Origin of the sequence: Kosakonia quasisacchari (assembly GCF_004331415.1) — a bacterium.
In the GTDB taxonomy this organism is placed as follows: domain Bacteria; phylum Pseudomonadota; class Gammaproteobacteria; order Enterobacterales; family Enterobacteriaceae; genus Kosakonia; species Kosakonia quasisacchari.
Genome location: NZ_SJOP01000005.1, coordinates 190,962 through 213,204, shown reverse-complemented (window position 1 = coordinate 213,204; position 22,243 = coordinate 190,962). Strand labels below are relative to the sequence as shown.

Below are 22,243 nucleotides of genomic sequence, written 5' to 3'. Positions count from 1 at the left end.
CGTTTTTACAGGAGCTTTAATGCCTAACAGTTTGACCTGGTGCGATCTGCCCGATGATGTTTCTCAGTGGCCGGGATTGCCGCTCTCTTTAAGTGGCGATGAGGTGATGCCTCTGGACTATCACGCTGGTCGCAGCGGCTGGCTGCTGTACGCCCGTAATCTGGATAAGCAACGCCTGACGACCTATCAGCGTAAACTGGGTGCGGCAATGGTGATTGTTGCCGCGTGGAGCGTAGACGATTATCAGGTTCTTCGCCTGGCAGGTTCGTTGACGCCGCGCGCGACGCGCCTCGCACACGATGAAGGTATGGACGTCGCCCCGCTGGGAAAAATCCCGCATCTGCGCTCGCCAGGGCTGCTGGTGATGGATATGGACTCTACCGCCATACAAATCGAATGTATTGATGAAATCGCTAAGATTGCCGGCACTGGTGAAATGGTGGCGGAAGTGACCGAACGTGCGATGCGCGGCGAGCTCGATTTCGCCGCCAGTCTGCGCAGTCGTGTGGCGACGCTGAAAGGTGCAGACGCCAATATTTTGCTGCAAGTGCGGGAAAAACTGCCGTTAATGCCAGGGCTTGTGCAACTGGTGTTGAAGCTGGAAACATTGGGCTGGAAAGTGGCTATCGCCTCGGGCGGCTTTACTTTTTTTGCCGATTACCTGCGCGACAAGCTGCATTTAACGGCGGCGGTCGCCAACGAACTCGAGATAATGGACGGTAAATTCACCGGCCAGGTACTGGGTGATATCGTGGATGCGCAGTTCAAAGCTAACACCCTGAAGCAACTGGCCGAAAAGTATGAAATTGAGCCGGAGCAAACTGTGGCTATCGGCGATGGCGCGAACGATTTACCGATGATCAAAGCTGCCGGGCTTGGCATTGCGTTTCATGCCAAACCAAAAGTGAATGAGAAGGCGGAAGTCATCATTCGCCACGCCGATCTGATGGGCGTATTTTGTATTCTTTCCTGCGGCATCAATAAGAAGTAGAGGTTATTGTGGCGAAAGCTCCCAAACGTGCGTTTGTCTGTAATGAATGCGGTGCGGATTATCCGCGCTGGCAGGGGCAGTGCAGCGCCTGTCACGCATGGAACACCATTACGGAAGTGCGCGTTGCCGCTTCGCCCACTGTGGCGCGTAATGAGCGTCTTTCCGGTTACGCGGGCAACGCAGGCGTATCAAAAGTGCAAAAGCTGGCGGATATCAGCCTCGAAGAGCTGCCGCGCTTTTCCACCGGTTTTAAAGAGTTCGACCGTGTGCTCGGCGGCGGTGTTGTACCCGGTAGCGCGATTCTGATTGGCGGCAACCCTGGCGCGGGTAAATCGACGCTGCTGTTACAGACGCTGTGTAAACTCGCCGAGCAGATGAAAACGCTGTATGTCACTGGTGAAGAGTCATTGCAGCAGGTAGCGATGCGCGCGCATCGTCTCGGGTTGCCGACCGGCAACCTTAATATGTTGTCGGAAACCAGCATTGAGCAAATCTGCATGATCGCCGAAGAGGAACAGCCGAAGCTGATGGTGATCGACTCGATTCAGGTCATGCACATGGCGGATATTCAGTCGTCGCCCGGCAGTGTGGCGCAGGTGCGTGAAACGGCGGCTTATCTGACACGTTTTGCGAAAACGCGCGGCGTAGCGATTGTAATGGTCGGCCACGTCACCAAAGACGGTTCGCTAGCCGGACCGAAGGTGCTCGAACACTGCATTGACTGCTCGGTGTTGCTCGACGGTGACGCGGATTCACGTTTTCGCACCTTGCGCAGCCATAAAAACCGTTTCGGTGCGGTCAACGAACTTGGCGTATTCGCCATGACTGAGCAGGGACTGCGTGAAGTCAGTAACCCGTCGGCGATTTTTTTAAGCCGCGGCGATGAAGTCACGTCCGGCAGTTCGGTGATGGTAGTGTGGGAAGGGACGCGACCGCTGTTAGTTGAAATTCAGGCGTTGGTTGATCACTCGATGATGTCCAACCCGCGCCGCGTGGCGGTAGGGCTGGAGCAAAACCGTCTGGCGATTTTACTGGCGGTGCTGCACCGCCACGGTGGCTTGCAGATGGCGGATCAGGATGTGTTCGTCAACGTGGTCGGTGGCGTCAAAGTGACCGAAACCAGTGCCGATCTGGCGTTGTTGCTGGCAATGGTTTCCAGCCTGCGCGACAGACCGTTGCCGCAGGATTTAGTGGTGTTTGGCGAAGTCGGGCTGGCAGGGGAGATTCGCCCGGTGCCGAGCGGCCAGGAGCGCATTTCTGAAGCCGCGAAGCATGGTTTCCGTCGCGCTATCGTCCCGGCAGCGAATGTGCCGAAAAAAGTGCCGGAAGGGATGCAAATCTTCGGCGTGAAGAAGCTCACGGATGCGCTAAGCGTCTTTGACGACTTATAATTGGCTAATGTTTTTTTGCAGGAGGCAACAATGTCGTCATTCGACTATTTAAAAACCGCAATTCGCCAGAAAGGCTGCACGTTACAGCAGGTAGCCGACGCCAGCGGTATGACCAAAGGCTATCTGAGCCAACTGCTGAATGCCAAAATTAAGAGCCCCAGTGCGCAAAAGCTGGAGGCGCTGCACCGCTTCCTCGATCTTGAGTTTCCCCGTCGGCAGAAGAATATCGGCGTGGTCTTTGGCAAGTTTTATCCGCTGCACACCGGCCATATCTACTTAATCCAGCGCGCCTGCAGCCAGGTGGATGAGCTGCATATCATTCTTGGTTATGACGATACGCGCGATCGCGAGCTGTTCGAAGACAGCGCGATGTCCCAACAGCCGACGGTCAGCGATCGCTTGCGCTGGCTGCTACAGACTTTTAAGTACCAGAAAAATATTCGTATTCATGCATTTAACGAAGAAGGCATGGAACCTTATCCGCACGGCTGGGATGTCTGGAGTAAAGGCATCAAAGCGTTTATGACCGAAAAAGGCATCACGCCAAACTGGATTTACACCTCTGAAGAGGCCGATGCGCCGCAGTACCGGCAACACCTGGGGATTGAAGCCGTGCTGGTCGACCCTAAGCGCACCTTTATGAATATCAGTGGTTCGCAAATCCGCGAGAACCCGTTCCGTTATTGGGATTATATTCCGACTGAGGTAAAGCCCTTTTTCGTGCGCACGGTGGCGATTCTGGGTGGAGAGTCCAGCGGCAAGTCGACGCTGGTTAATAAACTCGCCAATATCTTCAATACCACCAGCGCATGGGAATATGGCCGCGATTACGTATTTTCTCATCTTGGCGGTGACGAAATTGCACTGCAATATTCTGACTATGACAAAATCGCCCTTGGACACGCGCAGTACATCGATTTTGCCGTGAAGTACGCCAATAAAGTGGCGTTTATCGATACGGATTTTGTCACCACGCAGGCGTTCTGCAAAAAATATGAAGGACGTGAACATCCTTTCGTTCAGGCCTTGATTGATGAATACCGTTTTGACCTGGTAATCTTGCTGGAAAATAATACGCCGTGGGTGAATGATGGCCTAAGAAGTCTCGGCAGTTCTGTCGATCGCAAGGAGTTTCAGGATTTATTGGTATCGATGCTGCGGGAAAATAATATCGAGTACGTGCGTGTTGAAGCTGCGGATTATGACTCTCGTTTTTTACAGTGCGTCGATCTGGTTAAACAGTTAATGGGGCCGTAGGCTGAAATGGCAGGCCGGTCTGGTATATTCCACGGCCTGTATATCGGTTAGTTTGCAGGTTGATTGCGAAAATTTTCCCAGCGGTTATGCACCTGCGTCAGCGTGGCGATTGACGGCTGATTCACCTTTCTCAACATATTATATTTATGTGTGCTGACCGTTTTTATATCCAGCCCGCTATGGATTAACATACTTTTCTTTTTATCTGCGCTAATGATATGGCTAAGCAGCATTCTCTCTTTTCGCGTTAACGTTATCCTGTACTCCTGACATTGCTTATTACGCCACGATTTATATTTTAATGTGTGGAATATTTCAGTTAATTTCGTATCTTTTTTGATTTTTAAAAATGAGTGCAATAAATAACATTCAAATGCATTGTCATTTTTTATTATTCTGTTCAACGTGGATAGCGTTGTGATGATAATAAAGTTGTTATCGAAATCTAAAATAACATCGTTATTATCCATCAGAATTTCTTTCTGCTTAATAAATGTCTGTAATCCGTTTTTAAGAAAAACATCTTCCGTAATGATATGCATTTGTTATAACCAGACGTTCATTTATTAACTGAGGTAATGAGTATCATGTTAACGTCTGGTCTTAGCGTTAAGCAATATTGGGACTAAATTGTGAATACTAAAAGCATTAGTCTAAGGAAATTAAATTGCTGGATGTTTATTCTGCATGGTGAGTTTTATTCAGGTTTTTAGTTTTAGATTATTCCTGCGATGAATGCATCTGCCCCAGGATTGTGGCGAAGATAGTATGAAAACAAAAAAACTTTTTTATACGCTTATTGCAGAGGAATTCTCTGAGTGTTTGGGAATGAAGCGAATGGGTTTCCCCATTCGCTTTTGTGCCAGCTTATTTGGCGATACGCTTGTACTTAATACGCTTCGGCTCCAGCGCATCCGCGCCCAGCGTGCGTTTCTTATACTCTTCGTATTCGGTGAAGTTGCCTTCGAAGAATTCCACTTTACCCTCGTCCTGGTAATCCAGAATATGGGTGGCGATACGGTCAAGGAACCAACGGTCATGCGAGATAACCATTGCGCAGCCTGGGAACTCAAGCAGGGCGTTTTCCAGCGCACGCAAGGTCTCGATATCCAGGTCGTTGGTCGGTTCATCAAGCAGCAACATGTTGCCGCCAACCTGTAACAGTTTTGCCAGGTGCAGACGACCGCGCTCACCGCCGGACAACTCGCCCACGCGTTTACCCTGGTCGGTACCTTTGAAGTTGAAGCGGCCAACGTACGCGCGGCTCGGCATTTCGGTGTTACCGATACGCATAATGTCCAGCCCACCGGAAACTTCTTCCCACACGGTTTTGCTGTTATCCATCGCGTCGCGGAACTGATCAACCGAGGCCAGTTTCACGGTTTCACCCAGCGTAATGGTGCCGCCATCCGGTTGCTCCTGGCCGGACATCATGCGGAACAGCGTGGATTTACCCGCGCCGTTCGGGCCGATAATGCCGACAATCGCGCCTTTCGGCACGGAGAAGGACAGGCCATCAATCAGCTGGCGATCGCCATAAGACTTGCTGAGGTTGCTGACTTCAACCACTTTATCGCCCAGGCGAGGTCCCGGTGGAATAAACAGTTCGTTGGTTTCGTTACGTTTCTGGTATTCAGTGCTGTTGAGCTCTTCAAAGCGCGCCAGACGGGCTTTGCCCTTAGATTGACGGCCTTTCGCGCCCTGACGCACCCACTCCAGCTCTTTCTCAATGGACTTACGACGAGCCGCTTCCTGAGAGGCTTCCTGTGCCAGGCGCTGATCTTTCTGCTCCAGCCAGGAAGAGTAGTTACCTTCCCACGGAATACCTTCACCGCGGTCAAGTTCGAGGATCCAACCGGCGACATTATCGAGGAAGTAACGGTCGTGGGTAATTGCCACCACGGTGCCTTCGAAGTCGTGCAGGAAGCGTTCCAGCCAGGCAACGGACTCGGCGTCCAGGTGGTTGGTGGGTTCGTCGAGCAGCAGCATATCTGGCTTTTCCAGCAGCAGACGGCACAGCGCGACGCGGCGGCGTTCACCACCGGAAAGATTGGCAATCTTTGCATCCCAGTCCGGCAGACGCAGCGCATCAGCGGCGCGTTCCAGTTGCACATTCAGGTTATGACCGTCATGCGCCTGGATAATCTCTTCAAATTTACCTTGCTGCGCAGCCAGTTTGTCGAAGTCAGCATCCGGTTCAGCGTATTTGGCATAGACTTCGTCCAGGCCTTTCAGCGCGCTAACCACTTCAGCGACGGCTTCTTCAACCGATTCACGTACGGTCTGCTCCGGATTCAACTGCGGTTCCTGCGGCAGGTAACCGATCTTGATGCCAGGCTGCGGGCGGGCTTCACCTTCGATGTCTGTATCGATGCCGGCCATGATGCGCAGCAGGGTAGACTTACCGGCACCGTTAAGACCCAGCACGCCGATTTTTGCGCCCGGGAAGAAGCTTAGCGAGATATTTTTCAGAATATGACGTTTCGGCGGGACAACTTTGCCGACACGATGCATGGTATATACGAATTGAGCCACGTTGGACTTCGCCTCTTTGTAATGAGAGTAGTATTCAACAGCGGAGTGTAGCCGTTTTCGCTGCTTAATCCCAGCCAGCCGCTACGGGCGTGTTAAATCACGCCAGAAAGGTAAAAAAGTGTGCACAACGTGGCGCGTTACGAGTTGCCCGGTTAGCATTAACGCATTACGCGGCATGACGCTGCAAAAACGTGACAGATAAGAGGAAAGAGCTGTGCAGAGAGCTAAACATGCCGCCTGGCGATTCGCGGCGGCCTGCGTTTGTTTGCTGTCCCTCAGCAATGTGGCGCGAGCAGATTCACTGGATGAACAACGTAACCGTTACGCGCAGATTAAAACCGCATGGGACAACAAACAGATGGACGTGGTGCAGCAATTGCTGCCCACGCTACAAACGTATCCGCTTTACCCGTATCTGCAATATCGTCAGATTACCGACGATCTGATGAATCAACCCGCGATTACGGTGACCAACTTTGTGCAGGCCAACCCGACCTTGCCGGCGGCGCGCACGCTGAAATCTCGCTTTGTTAATGAGCTGGCCCGGCGGCAAGACTGGCGCGGGTTGCTGGCATTCAGCCCGGAGAAACCCGCTGCTACCGAAGCGCAATGTAACTACTACTTCGCGAAGTGGAATACCGGCCAGGCTGACGAAGCCTGGGCAGGCGCGAAAGAACTGTGGCTAAGCGGCAAAAGTCAGCCCAACGCATGCGATCAGCTGTTTGGCGCATGGCGTGCGTCAGGAAACCAGGATCCGCTGGCGTTTCTGGAGCGTATTCGCCTGGCGATGAAAGCGGGTAACACCAAACTGGTCACACTGCTGGCCGGGCAGATGCCGTCTGATTATCAAACCATTTCGGCGGCTATTATCAATCTTGCTAATAATCCCTTGAGCGTGATGTCCTTTGCCACCACCACCGGCGCAACGGATTTTACCCGGCAGATGGCGGCGGAAGCCTTTGAAAGCGTTGCGCGTCAGGATGTGGAAAACGCCCGCCTGATGATCCCGTCTCTGGTACAGGCGCAGCAGTTGAATGAGGAGCAAACTCAGACGCTGCGCGATATTGTCGCATGGCGGTTGATGGGTAATGACGTTACCAGCGATCAGGCGCGCTGGCGTGATGATGCGATCATGCGCTCGCAATCGGTCTCTTTGCTGGAGCGCCGGGTGCGTATGGCGATTGGCAACGGCGATCGTCGCGGGCTGAATACCTGGCTTTCGCGCTTGCCAATGGACGCAAAAGAGAAAGACGAGTGGCGCTACTGGCAGGCGGATTTGTTGCTGGAGCGCGGACGCGAGGATGAAGCCAAAGAGATCCTCCACGCCCTGATGAAGCAGCGTGGTTTTTACCCGATGGCCGCAGCGCAGCGTCTGGGTGAAGATTACGCAATGCAGATAGACAAAGCGCAGGGGAATGTCTCTGCAACGCTAACGCAGGGCGCAGAAATGGCGCGCGTGCGTGAGCTGATGTACTGGGGGCTTGATAATACCGCGCGCAGTGAGTGGGCGAATCTGGTGACCAGCCGAACCCAGCAAGAACAGGCGCAGCTGGCGCGTTATGCTTTTAATCAACACTGGTGGGATCTGAGCGTGCAGGCCACGATTGCCGGCAAGCTGTGGGATCAACTCGAAGAGCGTTTCCCGCTGGCGTATAGCGATCTGTATGCCCGCTACACTAGTGGAAAAGGGATTTCGCAAAGCTATGCCATGGCGATATCTCGGCAGGAAAGTGCCTGGAACCCGACGGCGCGCTCGCCGGTCGGCGCGGCAGGTTTAATGCAGATTATGCCGGGTACCGCCACGCACACGGTGAAGATGTTTAATATTCCTGGCTACAGCAATTCTGGCCAACTATTTGATCCAGAAACGAATATCAACATCGGCACCAGCTACCTGCAGTATGTTTACCAGCAGTTTGGCAATAACCGTATTTTCTCGTCGGCGGCCTATAACGCCGGGCCGGGAAGGGTGCGCAGCTGGTTGAACAACAGCGGCGGCAAACTGGATGCGGTGGCGTTTATTGAGAGCATCCCGTTCTCGGAAACGCGCAGCTATGTGAAAAACGTGCTGGCTTATGATGCTTATTACCGCTATTTCCTGAGCGGAGATAAGCCGGTTGTCTTTAATGATGCTGAATGGCAGCGCCGTTATTGATTTCCGTGGTTTATGCTATGATGTGTACTCGCTAAAGAGTACACATCAGTAAACCTTTAACATGGCGGCAAATTATGACTCAGCAATCACCCTATTCAGCAGCGATGGCCGAACAGCGCGATCAGGAGTGGCAACGCTTCGTTGATCTGGTCCGGCAATCTTACGAAAAGGATCTGCACATTCCGTTGCTTAATCTGATGCTTACGCCAGATGAGCGCGAGTCGTTGGGCACAAGAGTGCGGATCATTGAAGAGCTGCTGCGCGGCGAGATGAGTCAGCGTGAACTGAAAAGCGAGCTCGGGGCAGGTATCGCGACCATTACTCGTGGCTCAAATAGCCTGAAAGCCGCGCCTGCCGATTTACGTTTATGGCTGGAGGAGACGCTGCTGAATACTCAGCGGTAAATCGTATTGTGAAAGGGGCTGAGCGCCAGGATCACCGCCTGATGGTAAACGCTTTCGCGAGTGAGTTTTCCTGCGGTGAAAACGCCGATGGCACCCTCTTTGCGACCGATCTCATCAATTCCGGTATAACGCGACATCACTGGCCCGAGCGCTTCACCGGCACGCACTTTCTGCAAAATGATCTCCGGTAGCGGCAGCGTTGCCGAGCGAGCTTCACCTTTCTGCTGCTTGCTTTCTATCACCACCCAACTAAATGTACTGCCTTCGTCGATCCCGGCTTCAATAGCTACCCAAAAATCCGCTTCGGGGCGTGCGTTGCGAGCATTGACCACGCGATTTCGTGCGCCAGTACGCGTTTCTTCACTGCCAAACGGCTGTTCCGGCACGCCGCTATCGACGGAAACGGCGTCTATATGGCAGGATCCTTCGCCGAAGATCTCGTTAAAAGCGTGCAGAATCGCCCGAATTTTCGCGGGATTTGTGGTAGCTGAGACAACATGGTGCATAATTAATAACGGTATGTTCGGAATGAGACGCGTTCTTTACCCCGGACAGAGACCTTCCTCAGATAATAAATTCATCGCAGTATAATGGATAAAAAAGCATGTTACAGGTATACCTTGTTCGCCACGGTGAAACGCAGTGGAACGCCGAGCGTCGTATTCAAGGCCAGTCAGACAGTCCGTTAACCGAAAAAGGGGAGAAGCAGGCGTGGCAGGTGGCTGAGCGCGCGAAAGCGCTGGGCATTACCCACGTTATTGCCAGCGACCTGGGGCGTACCCGCCGGACGGCTGAGATCATCGCTGAAGTCTGCGGTTGTGATATCACTTTTGAGCCGCGTTTGCGCGAGTTGGATATGGGCGTGCTGGAACGCCGTCATATCGATTCCCTGACTGAAGAAGAAGAGAGCTGGCGTCGCCAGTTGGTGAATGGCACAGCCGATGGCCGCATTCCTGATGGCGAATCGATGCAGGAGTTAAGCGATCGTATGCATGCGGCGCTGGCAACCTGTTTGGATCTTCCCGAAGGGAGCCGCCCATTGCTGGTCAGCCATGGTATGGCGCTAGGTTGCCTGGTGAGCACGATCCTTGGGCTTCCGGCTTATGCTGAACGCCGCCTGCGTCTGCGCAACTGCTCCATTTCCCGCATTGATTATCAACAGAGCCCGTGGCTGGCTTCCGGCTGGGTGGTGGAAACCGCAGGAGACGTCTCGCATCTGGACGCTCCAGCGCTGGATGAGTTGCAGCGTTAACGGCGAATCGGCACCAGATACTCGCAGCGGATGTGCTCTGGCGGTTCGCCGTCTTCGCGTGGCTCTTCATGCTGCGGGTAAAAATGCTCAATATCCTGGCCTTTACGGCGCGTGAGGTTAAGCATCGGCATGCACGTTCCGTAAACGGTCAGGATAAAATCCTGAAAACCGTGCGGTGAACCTTCATACGCGAAGGAGATGTAGTCGCCGCCTTCCAGCAACACCGGCTGCGCGGTGCTCAGATAGCCGTTCGCCATCTCCGGCGTTAGCGCTGTGGTGTAAAACACTTCCTGTTCGTCATCCTTTTCCTGGCTTGGGCGCGGCTCATGCAGCCCATACATTTCCGGTGGAATCTTCGGTGAATTGCTCAAAAATTCCCGCCAGAACTGAATGCGCATCTGATTACGGAAATCGGAGATCTCCTCCAGCGCACAGGTGTAGCTCTGGGTGGTACCGATAAGGTGCATTGGCGGCAGAGTGACAAAATCATGTTTTGGCATGGCAAATTCGCCAAGACGCATCGGCGGACGAATGCCAAACGCACTCCAGTCTGGCGAACGGCGATAGAGCGCGGGGGTGACAGCAAACTGTTTTTTGAAAGCGCGGGTAAAGGTTTGTTGCGAATCAAAGCGATACTGCAGTGCAATATCCAGAATGGGTCGGGCAGTAAGGCGCAGAGCAACTGCGGATTTCGACAGACGACGCGCACGAATGTAAGCGCCGATGGCATGACCCGTCACGTCTTTGAACATCCTTTGCAGGTGCCACTTGGAATAGCCCGCTTTTGCCGCCACATTATCCAAAGAGAGCGGCTGATCCAGATGGCTTTCCAGCCAGGAAAGTAAGTCGCGAATGATCCCAGCCTGATCCATACAATATCCTCTTCCTTAAAACAGCATTAACGCCTGATACCAGGCAACGGATAATAACGGGTTTTTAGGTGTTTAGCATTCGGTGTTTTTTTTGTGTACAAATACGCATTGTGACTGATTTTCATCATAAATTTTGTAAATTAGTGATCTGCAAACAGTTTCTCATTTGAAAGCTGAATAGTTGCTTAACGTAATATTCAAAAATGGTAACAATATGAAATATACAAAGTTAATCCTTCCTGTAGTGATGTTGGCCACGATGGGCTCTGTACACGCAGAAGAAATTGGTTCAGTGGATACCGTGTTCAAAATGTTTGGTCCGGATCACAAAATTGTGGTCGAAGCGTTTGATGATCCTGATGTGAAAAATGTCACCTGTTACATCAGTCGGGCGAAAACCGGTGGCATCAAAGGCGGGCTGGGGCTGGCAGAAGATACGTCTGATGCGGCTATCTCTTGCCAGCAGGTTGGGCCGGTTGAGTTGAGCGATAAGATCAAAAACGGTAAGGCGCAGGGCGATGTGGTTTTCCAGAAACGGACCTCGTTAGTCTTCAAGAAATTGCAGGTGGTGCGTTTCTATGACGCAAAACGTAACACACTGGCATATTTAGCTTATTCCGATAAAGTGGTCGAAGGATCGCCGAAAAACGCCTTAAGCGCGGTACCCATCATTCCCTGGAGTAAATAAGCCCAATGTCTATGCCGCAACCGCTGATTTGGCTGGTAGAGGATGAAACCAGCATCGCTGAAACGTTGATTTACATGTTGCAACAGGACGGCTTTGCCGTCACCGCATTTGAGCGAGGTTTACCGGTACTGGATGCGGCGCAGCAGCGTCTGCCTGAGCTGGCGATACTGGATGTCGGCCTGCCGGATATCAGCGGTTTCGAACTGTGTCGGCGGCTATTGGTGCGCGCACCAGCGTTGCCGGTGCTGTTTTTCACCGCGCGTAGCGATGAAGTCGACAAGCTGCTGGGGCTGGAGATGGGCGCGGATGATTACGTTGCCAAGCCCTTTTCACCACGCGAAGTATGCGCCAGGGTGCGCACTGTGCTGCGTAGGTTGCAAAAAGCATCTCTTCACAACGAAATGCGGCGAATCGGCCAGTTTGAGTTGGACGAGCAAGCCGCGATTATTCGCTGGTGCGGCGAAACGCTGCTGCTGACCCGCTACGAATTTTTTTTGTTGAAAACACTACTGTTGGCGCCAGGACGTGTTTTTTCTCGCCAGCAATTGATGGATCAGGTCTGGAGCGATGCTCAGGAGAGTTTTGATCGCACTGTCGATACCCATATCAAGACCTTGCGCGCCAAGCTACGCGCCATCAATGCTGAACTCACGCCTATCAATACGCATCGTGGTATGGGCTACAGCCTGGGGATCCGCTGATGCGCATTGGCATGCGCCTGTTACTGGGGTATTTCCTGATCGTGGCGGTTGCCGCGTGGTTTGTGCTGTCGATTTTTGTGCAGGAGATCAAACCCGGCGTACGACGCGCCACCGAAGGGACACTTATTGATACCGCGACACTGCTGGCGGAGCTGGCTCGCGAAGATTTGCGTTCTGGTCACGCGCAGGATGGTCGCCTGGCGCAGGCTTTCTCGACGTTAAATCACCAGCCAATCAATGCACATATCAGCGGCATCCATAAAGTGCGCAATGAGTATCACGTCTATATGACCGACAGCACCGGGCGCGTGGTGTTTGACTCGTCTGGAAAGGCACTGGGTGAAGACTACTCACGCTGGAATGATGTTTGGCTGACGCTGCGCGGGAATTACGGCGCGCGTAGCTCGCTGGCGGATGCCAGTAACCCGCAGAGTACGGTGATGTATGTTGCCGCCCCGGTGACCGATCAAGGCCGCATTATCGGCGTAATCAGCGTGGGTAAGCCAAACAGCGCGATGGATCCGGTGATTAAACGCAGCGAGCGGCGCATCTTATGGGCCGGTGGCGCGCTGCTGGGCATTGCGTTGCTCATTGGGGCGGTCATGGTCTGGTGGATAAATCGCTCGATTGGCAAGCTGGCGCGATACGCTGATTCCGTTACCAAAAACCGTCCGGTTCCTTTACCTGATTTAGGAAGTAGCGAACTGCGTAAACTGGCGCAGGCGCTGGAAAGTATGCGTGTGAAACTGGAAGGTAAAAACTACATTGAACAGTATGTTTACGCCCTGACGCATGAGCTGAAAAGCCCACTGGCGGCCATTCGCGGCGCGGCGGAGATCTTGCGGGAAGGACCGCCTCCAGACGTTGTGACACGTTTTACCGACAATATTCTGACGCAAAATAGCCGTATGCAGAATCTGGTGGAGAAGTTGTTACACCAGGCGAAACTGGAAAACCGGCTGGAGATAGCGTTTGCGGCAGTAGATGTCGGTATGCTTTTTCGCCAGTTGCAGGAGCAGCGCAGTGTGGTGTTGTCGGCGAAAGGGTTAACTCTGCATATTGATGCCACTGATGCGGTGGCTGCAGGGGATAGCGAACTGCTGGCTCAGGCGTTGGGTAATTTACTGGATAACGCCATTGATTTTACACCGCCTGGTGGTGTGGTGGCGCTACGCGCCAGCCGGGAAGCTGAAGCGCTGGTGTTAACGGTCAGCGACAGTGGTTCTGGAATCCCGGATTATGCACTGCAGCGTGTTTTTGAACGCTTCTACTCGCTGCCGCGTGCCGACGGGCAAAAAAGCAGTGGGCTGGGGCTGGCTTTTGTCCAGGAAGTCGCGCGGCTGCATCATGGTGAAATTTGCGTCCTGAACCACCCGCAAGGGGGTTGCGAAGCCCGGCTGACACTTCACCCACACTTCACATAACTTCAAATCCTTCACACATAGCCTCGCTACTCTGCGCGCATCACTGAGGAGAAGGCTATGTTGAAATCCCCCCTGTTCTGGAAAATGGTAACGCTGGTAGGTTGTCTTTGTGTTCTGCTTATCCCGCTGACGCTGCTGAGCGGTTTAATTGGCGAACGCGCAAATTATCGTAACGATGTGACGGATACGCTGCGCCAGAGCAGCGCTGGCAGGCAAAAATTGATTGGGCCGTTGATCGCCATCCCGGTGACCGAAACGGTGGTTTCTCTGGAAAAAGCAAACGACAACGAGGCACCCAAAGAGGTGCGGCGTAAACAGAGTTACCTCCGCTTTTGGTTACCGGAATCGCTGATGGTCAACGGTAAACAGCAGGTCGAAACCCGTAAAATCGGTATTTATGATGGGCAAATCTGGCACAACGATATTGAAATTAACGCGGAATTCGACCCAAAGCGGCTGGACATCAAACCCGATGAAAATGTCTCTCTCGGTGAGCCATTTCTTGTTCTTGCGCTAAGTGATTCACGCGGTATTGGTCAGTTGCGTACCACCAGATTAAATGGCGAAACTCTCAGTGTTGAGCCTGGGACCGGGCTGGCAAGTGATCTGCAGGGCGTGCATATGCCATTGTCGCCGGTAAATTTGCAGCAATCGCTGAAGCTCTCTATGGCGTTTAGTTTGAGCGGAACCGGTGATTTTTCTGTGGTGCCGCTGGGGCGAAATAGCGAGATGACACTTAATGGTGACTGGCCGCATCCGGGTTTTATGGGCGATTTTCTGCCGGAAAAACGCACGGTAAGTGCCAGTGGTTTTCAGGCGCACTGGCAAAGTAGTTGGTTTGCCAACAATCTGGACAGCAAAATGCGTGCTGCCGGGGCGCTGTCTACCAGCAAAAGTTGGGAATTGCCCGCTTTCAGCGTCAATATCGCTACGCCCGCTGATCAGTACCAGTTGACCGACAGAGCCGTTAAATACGCGATTTTGCTAATCGTACTGACTTATCTGGCGTTTTTCGTCTTCGAAAGTTTAACCGCGCGGCAGATGCACCCGATGCAATATTTGCTGGTGGGGCTATCGCTGGTGATGTTCTATCTGGTTTTACTGGCGCTTTCTGAACATACCGGTTTCACCATCGCCTGGGGTATTGCCAGTTTGCTCGGCGCATTGCTGAACGGTGTTTATTTGCAGGGCGTATTGAAAAGCTGGCGTGCGGGGATGTCGTTTAGTATCGCGCTGTTAGTTCTTGATGCGGTGATGTGGGGCCTGCTGAACTCAGAAGATAATGCGCTGTTGCTCGGCACCGGTGTTCTGTTTATCGCCTTGAGCGCAGTGATGGTGTTGACGCGCAGGCTTGACTGGTATGCGCTTTCTGGTTCGGTGAAGAAAATACCGCAACCCGCGGATGACGAAGAATTGCGGATTTGGAAATAAAAAAAGCGGCGCTGAGCGCCGCTTTTTCATCATTATTCTGGCTTATTCCTGCAGGTCACCGCAGAAACGGTAACCTTCACCGTGAATGGTGGCGATGATTTCCGGGGTATCCGGCGTTGATTCGAAATGTTTACGAATACGACGGATAGTCACGTCGACTGTACGATCGTGAGGCTTCAGTTCACGACCGGTCATTTTTTTCAGCAACTCAGCACGAGACTGAATTTTGCCCGGGTTTTCGCAGAAGTGCAGCATCGCACGGAATTCGCTGCGCGGCAGCTTATACTGCTCGCCGTTCGGGCTAATCAGTGAACGGCTATTAATATCCAGTTCCCAACCGTTGAACTTGTAGCTGTCAACGCTGCGGCGTTCTTCGCTGACCGTGCCCAGATTCATGGTACGGGACAGCAGGTTGCGCGCGCGGATAGTCAGCTCGCGTGGGTTAAACGGTTTGGTAATATAGTCATCGGCACCAATTTCAAGGCCCAGAATCTTATCGACTTCGTTATCACGGCCCGTCAGGAACATCAGCGCGACATTCGCCTGCTCGCGTAATTCACGCGCCAGCAAAAGACCGTTTTTACCCGGCAGATTGATATCCATGATCACCAGGTTGATATCATTTTCAGAAAGGATCTGATGCATTTCAGCGCCATCAGTCGCTTCAAAGACATCGTAGCCTTCTGCTTCGAAAATGCTTTTTAACGTGTTGCGTGTTACCAACTCGTCTTCAACAATAAGAATGTGCGGGGTCTGCATGTTTGCTACCTAAATTGCCAACTAAATCGAAACAGGAAGTACAAAAGTCCCTGACCAGCCTGGTGCATGTCGAAAATTAACATGACGGCGTAACATGACTAAAGTACGTAATTGCGTTCTTGATGCACTTTCCATCAACGTCAACAACATCATTAGCTTGGTCGTGGGCACTTTCCCTCTGAACCCGACAGTGTCAAAAACGGCTGTCATCCTAACCATTTTAACAGCAACATAACAGGCTAAGACGTAAATGACACCCAATAAAACTACGCTTCGTTGACATATATCAAGTTCAATTGTAGCACGTTAACAGTTTGGAGAAATCTTGATAGCCAAATGCTAGCGTTTCTTACAATTTTTCAATAAACCAACTAGTTGCGCATATTAATTGATAAACAGGGCGAATCCAATACAAGTGGGAAATTCTATATTAAAATGCCATGAATAAACATAGGGATAAGCCCCTTCTGTTAACATTTTAGCAGGTAATATCGCTGATAAATAGTTTAGCTTTTTTTAACCGTAGACAAGGGCTAAATCAGTGATTTGTGTTACATAATTGTAAATTCGCACCGCGTAGTATGATGACAAAGATCACATTATTCCGTGGTATCAGTAAGAAGAGAAAATAAAATGCAATTGGCCGTTGTCCTTGTTTCCCCCGCGAGAGCGGAAAATGTCGGCGCCGCTGCCCGTGCCATGAAAACCATGGGTTTTAGTGATTTACGTATCGTTGATAGCGACGCGCACTTGCAAGAAGGCGCGCGCCGCGTGGCGCACGGTTCCGGCGATATCCTTGATAATATTAAAACTTATACAACCCTTGCTGAAGCGTTGGCAGATATTCCCTTTACCATCGCAACCACGGCGCGTAGCCGGGCGAAATTCCACTATTACGCGACACCCGCGGAACTGGTTCCGTTGTTACAAGAGAAAAGTGCGTGGTTGAGCAGTGCTGCGCTGGTATTTGGTCGTGAGGATTCCGGGCTTACGAATGAAGAGCTGGCGCTGGCAGATATTTTAACGGGTGTTCCGATGGTGGGGGATTATCCTTCGCTTAATCTCGGACAGGCGGTGATGGTTTTCTGCTATCAATTAGCATCTTTAATGCAACATACCCCAAAAGAGGCAGCCACGGTTGACGGTAATCAATTGCAAGCGTTGCGTTTGCGTACGCGCGGATTACTGGAAAAATTAGGCGTAGCGGATGACATTAAAATGGCCGACTGGCTCGATCAGCGTCTTGGTCTGCTGGAGCAGCGTGACACCGCAATGTTGCATCGTTTGCTCCACGATATCGAAAAAAAACTCGCCGAGTAAATTGCTGCCATAACGTTTTTTTATAGTTAAAGTCACTGCGATACATGGCGGGAATGATCCTAATAGGTTGAAAGTGACGCCTGTTCCAGCGCAGCCGGGAATAACAGCAAAAGGGCGAAAAATAAAAATAAATTGACTTGAGCAGGCAGATACTTTAACCAATATAGGCATACAGCACAGACAGATAATGATTACAGAGCACACAACATCCATGAAACGCATCAGCACCATTACCACAATTACAACCATCACCATTACCACAGGTAACGGTGCGGGCTGACGCGTACAGGAAACACAGAAAAAAGCCCGCACCTGAACAGTGCGGGCTTTTTTTTCGACCAGAGATTAAGGGGTAAAACCATGCGAGTGTTGAAGTTCGGCGGTACATCAGTGGCAAATGCAGAGCGTTTTTTGCGTGTTGCCGATATCCTGGAAAGTAATGCCAGGCAGGGGCAGGTCGCCACCGTGCTTTCTGCCCCGGCGAAAATTACTAACCATCTGGTGGCGATGATCGAAAAAACGATTGGCGGCCAGGATGCGATTCCGAACATTAGCGACGCCGAGCGTATTTTCGCCGACCTGCTGCAAGGGCTGGCAGATGCACAACCCGGATTTCCCCTCGCGCAATTAAAAGCTTTTGTCGAACAAGAGTTCGCGCAGATCAAACACGTTTTGCATGGTATCAGCCTGCTCGGCCAGTGCCCAGACAGCATCAACGCCGCGTTAATTTGCCGTGGCGAGAAACTCTCCATCGCTATCATGGCGGGCCTGCTCGAAGCGCGCGGTCACAAAGTCAGCGTTATCGATCCGGTCGAAAAACTACTCGCTGTCGGTCATTACCTTGAATCAACGGTCGATATTGCTGAATCCACTCGCCGCATCGCAGCCAGCCGCATTCCTGCGGATCATATGGTGCTGATGGCCGGTTTCACGGCCGGGAACGAGAAGGGGGAACTGGTGGTGCTTGGACGTAACGGCTCCGACTACTCTGCTGCCGTGCTCGCGGCCTGTCTGCGCGCAGATTGTTGTGAGATCTGGACCGATGTCGACGGCGTTTATACCTGCGACCCGCGCCAGGTGCCAGACGCCAGGCTGCTGAAGTCGATGTCGTACCAGGAAGCTATGGAGCTTTCCTACTTCGGCGCCAAAGTTCTTCACCCTCGCACCATTACCCCCATCGCTCAGTTTCAAATTCCTTGCCTGATCAAAAACACCGGAAACCCGCAAGCACCGGGCACGCTGATTGGCGCGACCTCTGATGAAGATGGTCTGCCGGTAAAAGGCATTTCGAATCTGAATAACATGGCGATGTTCAGCGTCTCCGGCCCAGGGATGAAAGGCATGGTCGGCATGGCGGCACGTGTCTTCGCCGCAATGTCCCGCAACGGCATTTCGGTCGTGTTGATCACGCAATCTTCCTCGGAGTACAGCATCAGCTTCTGTGTGCCGCAATCCGATTGCGCGCGTGCCCAGCGTGCCATGAGCGAAGAATTCTATCTCGAATTGAAAGAAGGCCTGCTGGAGCCGTTGGCGGTGATGGAGCGTCTGGCGATCATCTCTGTTGTCGGCGACGGTATGCGCACATTGCGCGGGATCTCGGCGAAGTTTTTTGCAGCCCTGGCGCGCGCGAATATTAATATTGTGGCGATTGCTCAAGGCTCTTCTGAACGCTCGATCTCCGTGGTGGTAAGTAACGACGATGCCACCACCGGGGTGCGCGTCACGCACCAGATGCTGTTTAACACCGACCAGGTGATCGAAGTGTTTGTGATTGGTGTTGGCGGCGTCGGCGGCGCGCTGCTGGAACAGCTCAAGCGTCAGCAAACATGGCTAAAAAACAAACATATTGACCTGCGTGTTTGCGGTGTGGCGAACTCGAAAGCGCTGTTGACCAATGTTCACGGCCTGAATCTGGATAACTGGCAAACGGAAATGGCACAAGCCAAAGAGCCGTTCAACCTGGGCCGCCTGATTCGCCTGGTGAAAGAGTATCATCTGCTAAACCCGGTGATTGTTGACTGTACTTCCAGCCAGGCGGTGGCTGACCAGTACGCGGATTTCCTGCGAGAAGGTTTCCACGTTGTGACGCCGAACAAAAAAGCTAACACCTCTTCGCTGGATTATTACCACCAGTTGCGTCGCGCAGCGGAAAAATCGCGGCGTAAATTTCTCTACGACACTAACGTTGGCGCGGGCTTGCCAGTTATTGAAAACCTGCAAAACCTGCTGAATGCGGGGGATGAGTTGCAGCACTTCTCCGGCATTCTTTCCGGTTCTTTGTCGTTTATTTTCGGCAAGCTGGATGAAGGGGTGAGCCTGTCGGCAGCAACGAATCTTGCGCGTGAAATGGGCTACACCGAGCCCGATCCGCGAGATGATCTCTCCGGCATGGATGTGGCGCGTAAGCTGCTGATTCTGGCGCGTGAAACCGGTCGCGAATTGGAGTTGTCGGATATTGTCATCGAACCGGTGCTGCCGGCGAGTTTTGACAGTTCAGGCGATGTTGAGAGTTTTATGGCGCGTCTGCCGGGGCTGGATGATGACTTTGCCGCGCGAGTAGCAAAAGCGCGCGATGAAGGTAAAGTGCTGCGTTATGTCGGCAACATTGAAGAAGATGGCACTTGCCGGGTGAAGATAGCAGCAGTTGACGGCAACGATCCACTGTTCAAAGTGAAAAACGGCGAGAACGCGCTGGCGTTCTACAGCCACTATTACCAGCCATTACCGCTGGTGCTGCGCGGTTATGGCGCGGGTAACGATGTGACGGCAGCGGGCGTGTTCGCCGACCTGCTACGCACCCTGTCCTGGAAGTTAGGAGTCTGAGATGGTGAAGGTGTATGCTCCGGCCTCCAGTGCCAATATGAGCGTGGGTTTTGATGTGCTTGGCGCGGCGGTTACGCCCGTGGATGGTACGTTGTTGGGCGATAATGTCAGTGTGGAAGCGGCCGATCATTTCAGCCTGAAGAACATGGGCCGCTTCGCCAGTAAATTGCCGACCGAGCCGAAAGAAAATATCGTTTATCAATGCTGGGAGCTGTTCTGCCAGGAGATCGGCAAGCAGGTTCCGGTCGCGATGACGCTGGAAAAAAATATGCCGATCGGTTCCGGGCTTGGCTCTAGCGCTTGTTCGGTGGTTGCTGCGCTGGTGGCAATGAATGAGTTCTGCGGTAAGCCGCTGAACGAAACACGCATGCTGGCGCTGATGGGCGAGCTGGAAGGGCGTATTTCCGGTAGTGTGCATTACGATAACGTCGCGCCTTGCTACCTCGGTGGCATGCAATTGATGATCGAGGAAAGCGGCATTATCAGCCAGCAGGTGCCAGGCTTTGACGAGTGGCTGTGGGTTTTGGCGTATCCAGGCATTAAAGTCTCGACGGCTGAAGCGCGCGCGATTCTGCCAGCGCAATACCGCCGCCAGGATTGTATTGCTCACGGTCGCCATCTGGCGGGCTTTATCCATGCTTGCTACAGCCGCCAGCCTGCGCTGGCCGCAAAATTAATGAAAGACGTGATTGCCGAACCGTATCGCATGAAATTGCTACCGGGGTTTGGGGAAGCGCGTCAGGCAGTGGCGGATATTGGCGCACTGGCCTGTGGGATCTCGGGTTCCGGGCCAACGCTGTTTGCCTTGTGCGACAAGCCGGATACCGCTCAGCGCGTCGCCGACTGGCTCGGCAAACACTATCTGCAAAATCAGGAAGGCTTCGTTCATATTTGCCGGCTGGATACGGCGGGCGCTCGCGTAGTGGGATAACCAATGAAACTTTACAACTTAAAAGATCATAACGAACAGGTCAGCTTTGCGCAGGCCGTCACTCAGGGGCTGGGCAAAAATCAGGGGCTGTTCTTCCCGCACGATCTGCCGGAATTTAACCTGACCGAAGTCGATGCGATGCTGGAGCAGGATTTCATCACCCGCAGCGCGAAAATCCTTGCGGCGTTTATTGGCGATGAAATTCCAGCAGATGCGCTGGAAGCCCGCGTGCGTGCCGCGTTTGCCTTCCCCGCGCCGGTCAAGCAGGTGGAGAGCGATATCGGCTGTCTGGAGCTTTTCCATGGGCCAACGCTGGCGTTTAAAGATTTCGGCGGGCGTTTTATGGCACAAATGCTGAGTGCTATCAGCGGCGACAAGCCGGTGACTATTCTGACGGCAACCTCCGGTGACACGGGCGCAGCCGTGGCACACGCCTTCTACGGAATGAAGAACGTGCGTGTGGTGATCCTCTATCCGCAGGGCAAAATCAGCCCGCTGCAGGAAAAACTGTTCTGTACGCTGGGTGGCAATATCGAAACCGTTGCTATCGACGCGGATTTCGATGCCTGCCAGGCGCTGGTGAAACAGGCATTCGATGATGAAGAGTTGAAAACGGCACTGGGGCTGAATTCGGCGAACTCGATCAACATCAGCCGCCTGCTGGCGCAGATTTGTTATTACTTTGAAGCAGTTGCACAACTGCCACAGGAGGCACGCAATCAACTGGTGGTTTCCGTGCCGAGCGGTAACTTCGGCGATCTGACCGCCGGTTTGCTGGCGAAATCGCTGGGGCTGCCGATCAAGCGTTTTATCGCCGCCACTAACGCCAATGACACGGTTCCGCGCTTCCTGAAAGAGGGGCAATGGCAGCCTAAAGCGACGCAGGCGACATTGTCGAACGCGATGGATGTGAGCCAGCCGAATAACTGGCCGCGTGTGGAAGAGTTGTTCCGTCGTAAGATCTGGCGCTTAAACGAGCTGGGTTATGCGGCGGTGAATGACGAAACCACGAAAGCCACTATCCGCGAGCTGAAAGGCAAGGGCTACATTTCTGAACCGCATGCTGCCATTGCTTACCGCGCGCTGCGCGATCAACTACAGCCGGGTGAGTACGGTCTGTTCCTCGGCACCGCGCATCCGGCGAAGTTTAAAGAGAGCGTCGAAGCGATCCTCGGTGAAACCTTGCCGCTGCCGAAAGAGCTGGCAGATCGCGCCGACTTACCTCTGCTTTCGCACCAGTTGCCTGCGGATTTCTCCGCACTGCGTCAGTTGATGATGAGCAAAGCGTAATGTCTGTGTTTCCCCTGCC

At 52.8% G+C, this 22,243-nt stretch carries 21 protein-coding genes and 1 other annotated feature; of the genes, 16 read left to right on the top strand and 5 right to left on the bottom strand.

All coding sequences use genetic code 11. The annotated features are described in order from the left end of the window. The first annotated feature begins 19 nt into the window (after nucleotides 1-19). From serB to nadR, 3 genes are read left to right on the top strand one after another with little or no spacing between them, the layout of a single operon-like run. Nucleotides 20-991, top strand: coding sequence for a phosphoserine phosphatase (gene serB / locus E0L21_RS07680; protein WP_131408216.1), 972 nt, complete (start codon nucleotides 20-22; stop codon nucleotides 989-991). Between the two features lie 8 nt (nucleotides 992-999). Next, entirely contained in the window at nucleotides 1,000-2,382 is a 1,383-nt protein-coding gene (gene radA / locus E0L21_RS07675; protein WP_131408214.1) for a DNA repair protein RadA, read from the top strand. A gap of 30 nt (nucleotides 2,383-2,412) precedes the next feature. Then, nucleotides 2,413-3,639 carry a multifunctional transcriptional regulator/nicotinamide-nucleotide adenylyltransferase/ribosylnicotinamide kinase NadR gene (nadR, locus tag E0L21_RS07670; RefSeq protein ID WP_131408212.1) on the top strand — a complete coding sequence of 409 codons (1,227 nt, stop codon included), beginning with the start codon at nucleotides 2,413-2,415 and terminating at the stop codon, nucleotides 3,637-3,639. Nucleotides 3,640-3,686: 47 nt separating this feature from the next. Here nadR and E0L21_RS07665 read toward each other — a convergent pair whose 3' ends face one another. Beyond that, nucleotides 3,687-4,181, bottom strand: coding sequence for a response regulator transcription factor (locus E0L21_RS07665; RefSeq protein WP_131408210.1), 495 nt, complete (start codon nucleotides 4,179-4,181; stop codon nucleotides 3,687-3,689). Nucleotides 4,182-4,506: 325 nt separating this feature from the next. Next, on the bottom strand, nucleotides 4,507-6,174 hold the full coding sequence (gene ettA, locus E0L21_RS07660) for an energy-dependent translational throttle protein EttA (RefSeq protein WP_017457851.1): 1,668 nt from the start codon (nucleotides 6,172-6,174) through the stop codon (nucleotides 4,507-4,509). A 214-nt stretch (nucleotides 6,175-6,388) separates the two neighbouring features. On the opposite strand from ettA, the gene sltY reads away from it, so the two are divergent. Continuing rightward, nucleotides 6,389-8,329: a murein transglycosylase gene (gene sltY, locus E0L21_RS07655; protein ID WP_131408208.1), complete on the top strand. Its 1,941-nt coding sequence runs from the start codon at nucleotides 6,389-6,391 to the stop codon at nucleotides 8,327-8,329. Between the two features lie 74 nt (nucleotides 8,330-8,403). Continuing rightward, nucleotides 8,404-8,733 carry a trp operon repressor gene (trpR, locus tag E0L21_RS07650; protein ID WP_131408206.1) on the top strand — a complete coding sequence of 110 codons (330 nt, stop codon included), beginning with the start codon at nucleotides 8,404-8,406 and terminating at the stop codon, nucleotides 8,731-8,733. Here the strand turns inward: trpR and yjjX are convergent. Then, complete coding sequence (gene yjjX, locus E0L21_RS07645; protein ID WP_131408204.1) at nucleotides 8,724-9,239, bottom strand: inosine/xanthosine triphosphatase; 516 nt, start codon at nucleotides 9,237-9,239, stop codon at nucleotides 8,724-8,726. The genes trpR and yjjX overlap by 10 nt on opposite strands. Before the next feature lie 98 nt (nucleotides 9,240-9,337). Here yjjX and gpmB point away from each other — a divergent pair, with 98 nt between their 5' ends. Beyond that, nucleotides 9,338-9,985 (top strand): 2,3-diphosphoglycerate-dependent phosphoglycerate mutase GpmB, encoded by a 648-nt coding sequence (gpmB, locus tag E0L21_RS07640; RefSeq protein WP_017457855.1) that lies wholly within the window; start codon nucleotides 9,338-9,340, stop codon nucleotides 9,983-9,985. Here gpmB and robA read toward each other — a convergent pair. After that, nucleotides 9,982-10,857 (bottom strand): MDR efflux pump AcrAB transcriptional activator RobA, encoded by an 876-nt coding sequence (gene robA / locus E0L21_RS07635; RefSeq protein WP_131408202.1) that lies wholly within the window; start codon nucleotides 10,855-10,857, stop codon nucleotides 9,982-9,984. The genes gpmB and robA overlap by 4 nt on opposite strands. Nucleotides 10,858-11,071: 214 nt before the next feature. Between robA and creA the strand changes: the two genes are divergently transcribed. From creA to creD, 4 genes are read left to right on the top strand one after another with little or no spacing between them, the layout of a single operon-like run. After that, entirely contained in the window at nucleotides 11,072-11,545 is a 474-nt protein-coding gene (creA, locus tag E0L21_RS07630) for a protein CreA (RefSeq protein WP_131408200.1), read from the top strand. Nucleotides 11,546-11,556: 11 nt separating this feature from the next. Continuing rightward, nucleotides 11,557-12,246, top strand: coding sequence for a two-component system response regulator CreB (creB, locus tag E0L21_RS07625; protein WP_131408270.1), 690 nt, complete (start codon nucleotides 11,557-11,559; stop codon nucleotides 12,244-12,246). Then, nucleotides 12,246-13,670: a two-component system sensor histidine kinase CreC gene (creC, locus tag E0L21_RS07620; protein WP_131408198.1), complete on the top strand. Its 1,425-nt coding sequence runs from the start codon at nucleotides 12,246-12,248 to the stop codon at nucleotides 13,668-13,670. The genes creB and creC overlap by 1 nt, the downstream gene beginning before the upstream one ends. Before the next feature lie 57 nt (nucleotides 13,671-13,727). Then, nucleotides 13,728-15,101 carry a cell envelope integrity protein CreD gene (gene creD / locus E0L21_RS07615; protein ID WP_131408196.1) on the top strand — a complete coding sequence of 458 codons (1,374 nt, stop codon included), beginning with the start codon at nucleotides 13,728-13,730 and terminating at the stop codon, nucleotides 15,099-15,101. 42 nt (nucleotides 15,102-15,143) lie between these two features. On the opposite strand, the gene arcA is transcribed toward creD, so the two are convergent. Then, nucleotides 15,144-15,860, bottom strand: a complete 717-nt coding sequence (gene arcA / locus E0L21_RS07610; protein ID WP_003856501.1) for a two-component system response regulator ArcA — start codon at nucleotides 15,858-15,860, stop codon at nucleotides 15,144-15,146. A gap of 94 nt (nucleotides 15,861-15,954) precedes the next feature. Between arcA and yjjY the strand changes: the two genes are divergently transcribed. From yjjY to thrC, 6 genes are all read left to right on the top strand, one after another. Beyond that, a complete protein-coding gene (gene yjjY, locus E0L21_RS07605; RefSeq protein ID WP_086870418.1) occupies nucleotides 15,955-16,095 on the top strand; it encodes a YjjY family protein in 141 nt (46 codons plus the stop codon). Nucleotides 16,096-16,493: 398 nt separating this feature from the next. Continuing rightward, nucleotides 16,494-17,180 carry a tRNA/rRNA methyltransferase gene (locus E0L21_RS07600; RefSeq protein ID WP_131408194.1) on the top strand — a complete coding sequence of 229 codons (687 nt, stop codon included), beginning with the start codon at nucleotides 16,494-16,496 and terminating at the stop codon, nucleotides 17,178-17,180. Nucleotides 17,181-17,391: 211 nt separating this feature from the next. Next, nucleotides 17,392-17,460, top strand: a complete 69-nt coding sequence (gene thrL, locus E0L21_RS07595; RefSeq protein ID WP_110093700.1) for a thr operon leader peptide — start codon at nucleotides 17,392-17,394, stop codon at nucleotides 17,458-17,460. Next, nucleotides 17,399-17,516 (top strand) — a sequence feature (Thr leader region). It overlaps the preceding gene by 62 nt. A gap of 24 nt (nucleotides 17,517-17,540) precedes the next feature. Next, nucleotides 17,541-20,003, top strand: coding sequence for a bifunctional aspartate kinase/homoserine dehydrogenase I (gene thrA / locus E0L21_RS07590; protein ID WP_131408192.1), 2,463 nt, complete (start codon nucleotides 17,541-17,543; stop codon nucleotides 20,001-20,003). 1 nt (nucleotide 20,004) lies between these two features. Continuing rightward, complete coding sequence (thrB, locus tag E0L21_RS07585; protein ID WP_131408190.1) at nucleotides 20,005-20,934, top strand: homoserine kinase; 930 nt, start codon at nucleotides 20,005-20,007, stop codon at nucleotides 20,932-20,934. Nucleotides 20,935-20,937: 3 nt separating this feature from the next. Beyond that, nucleotides 20,938-22,224 (top strand): threonine synthase, encoded by a 1,287-nt coding sequence (gene thrC, locus E0L21_RS07580; protein WP_131408188.1) that lies wholly within the window; start codon nucleotides 20,938-20,940, stop codon nucleotides 22,222-22,224. Nucleotides 22,225-22,243 lie beyond the last annotated feature (19 nt).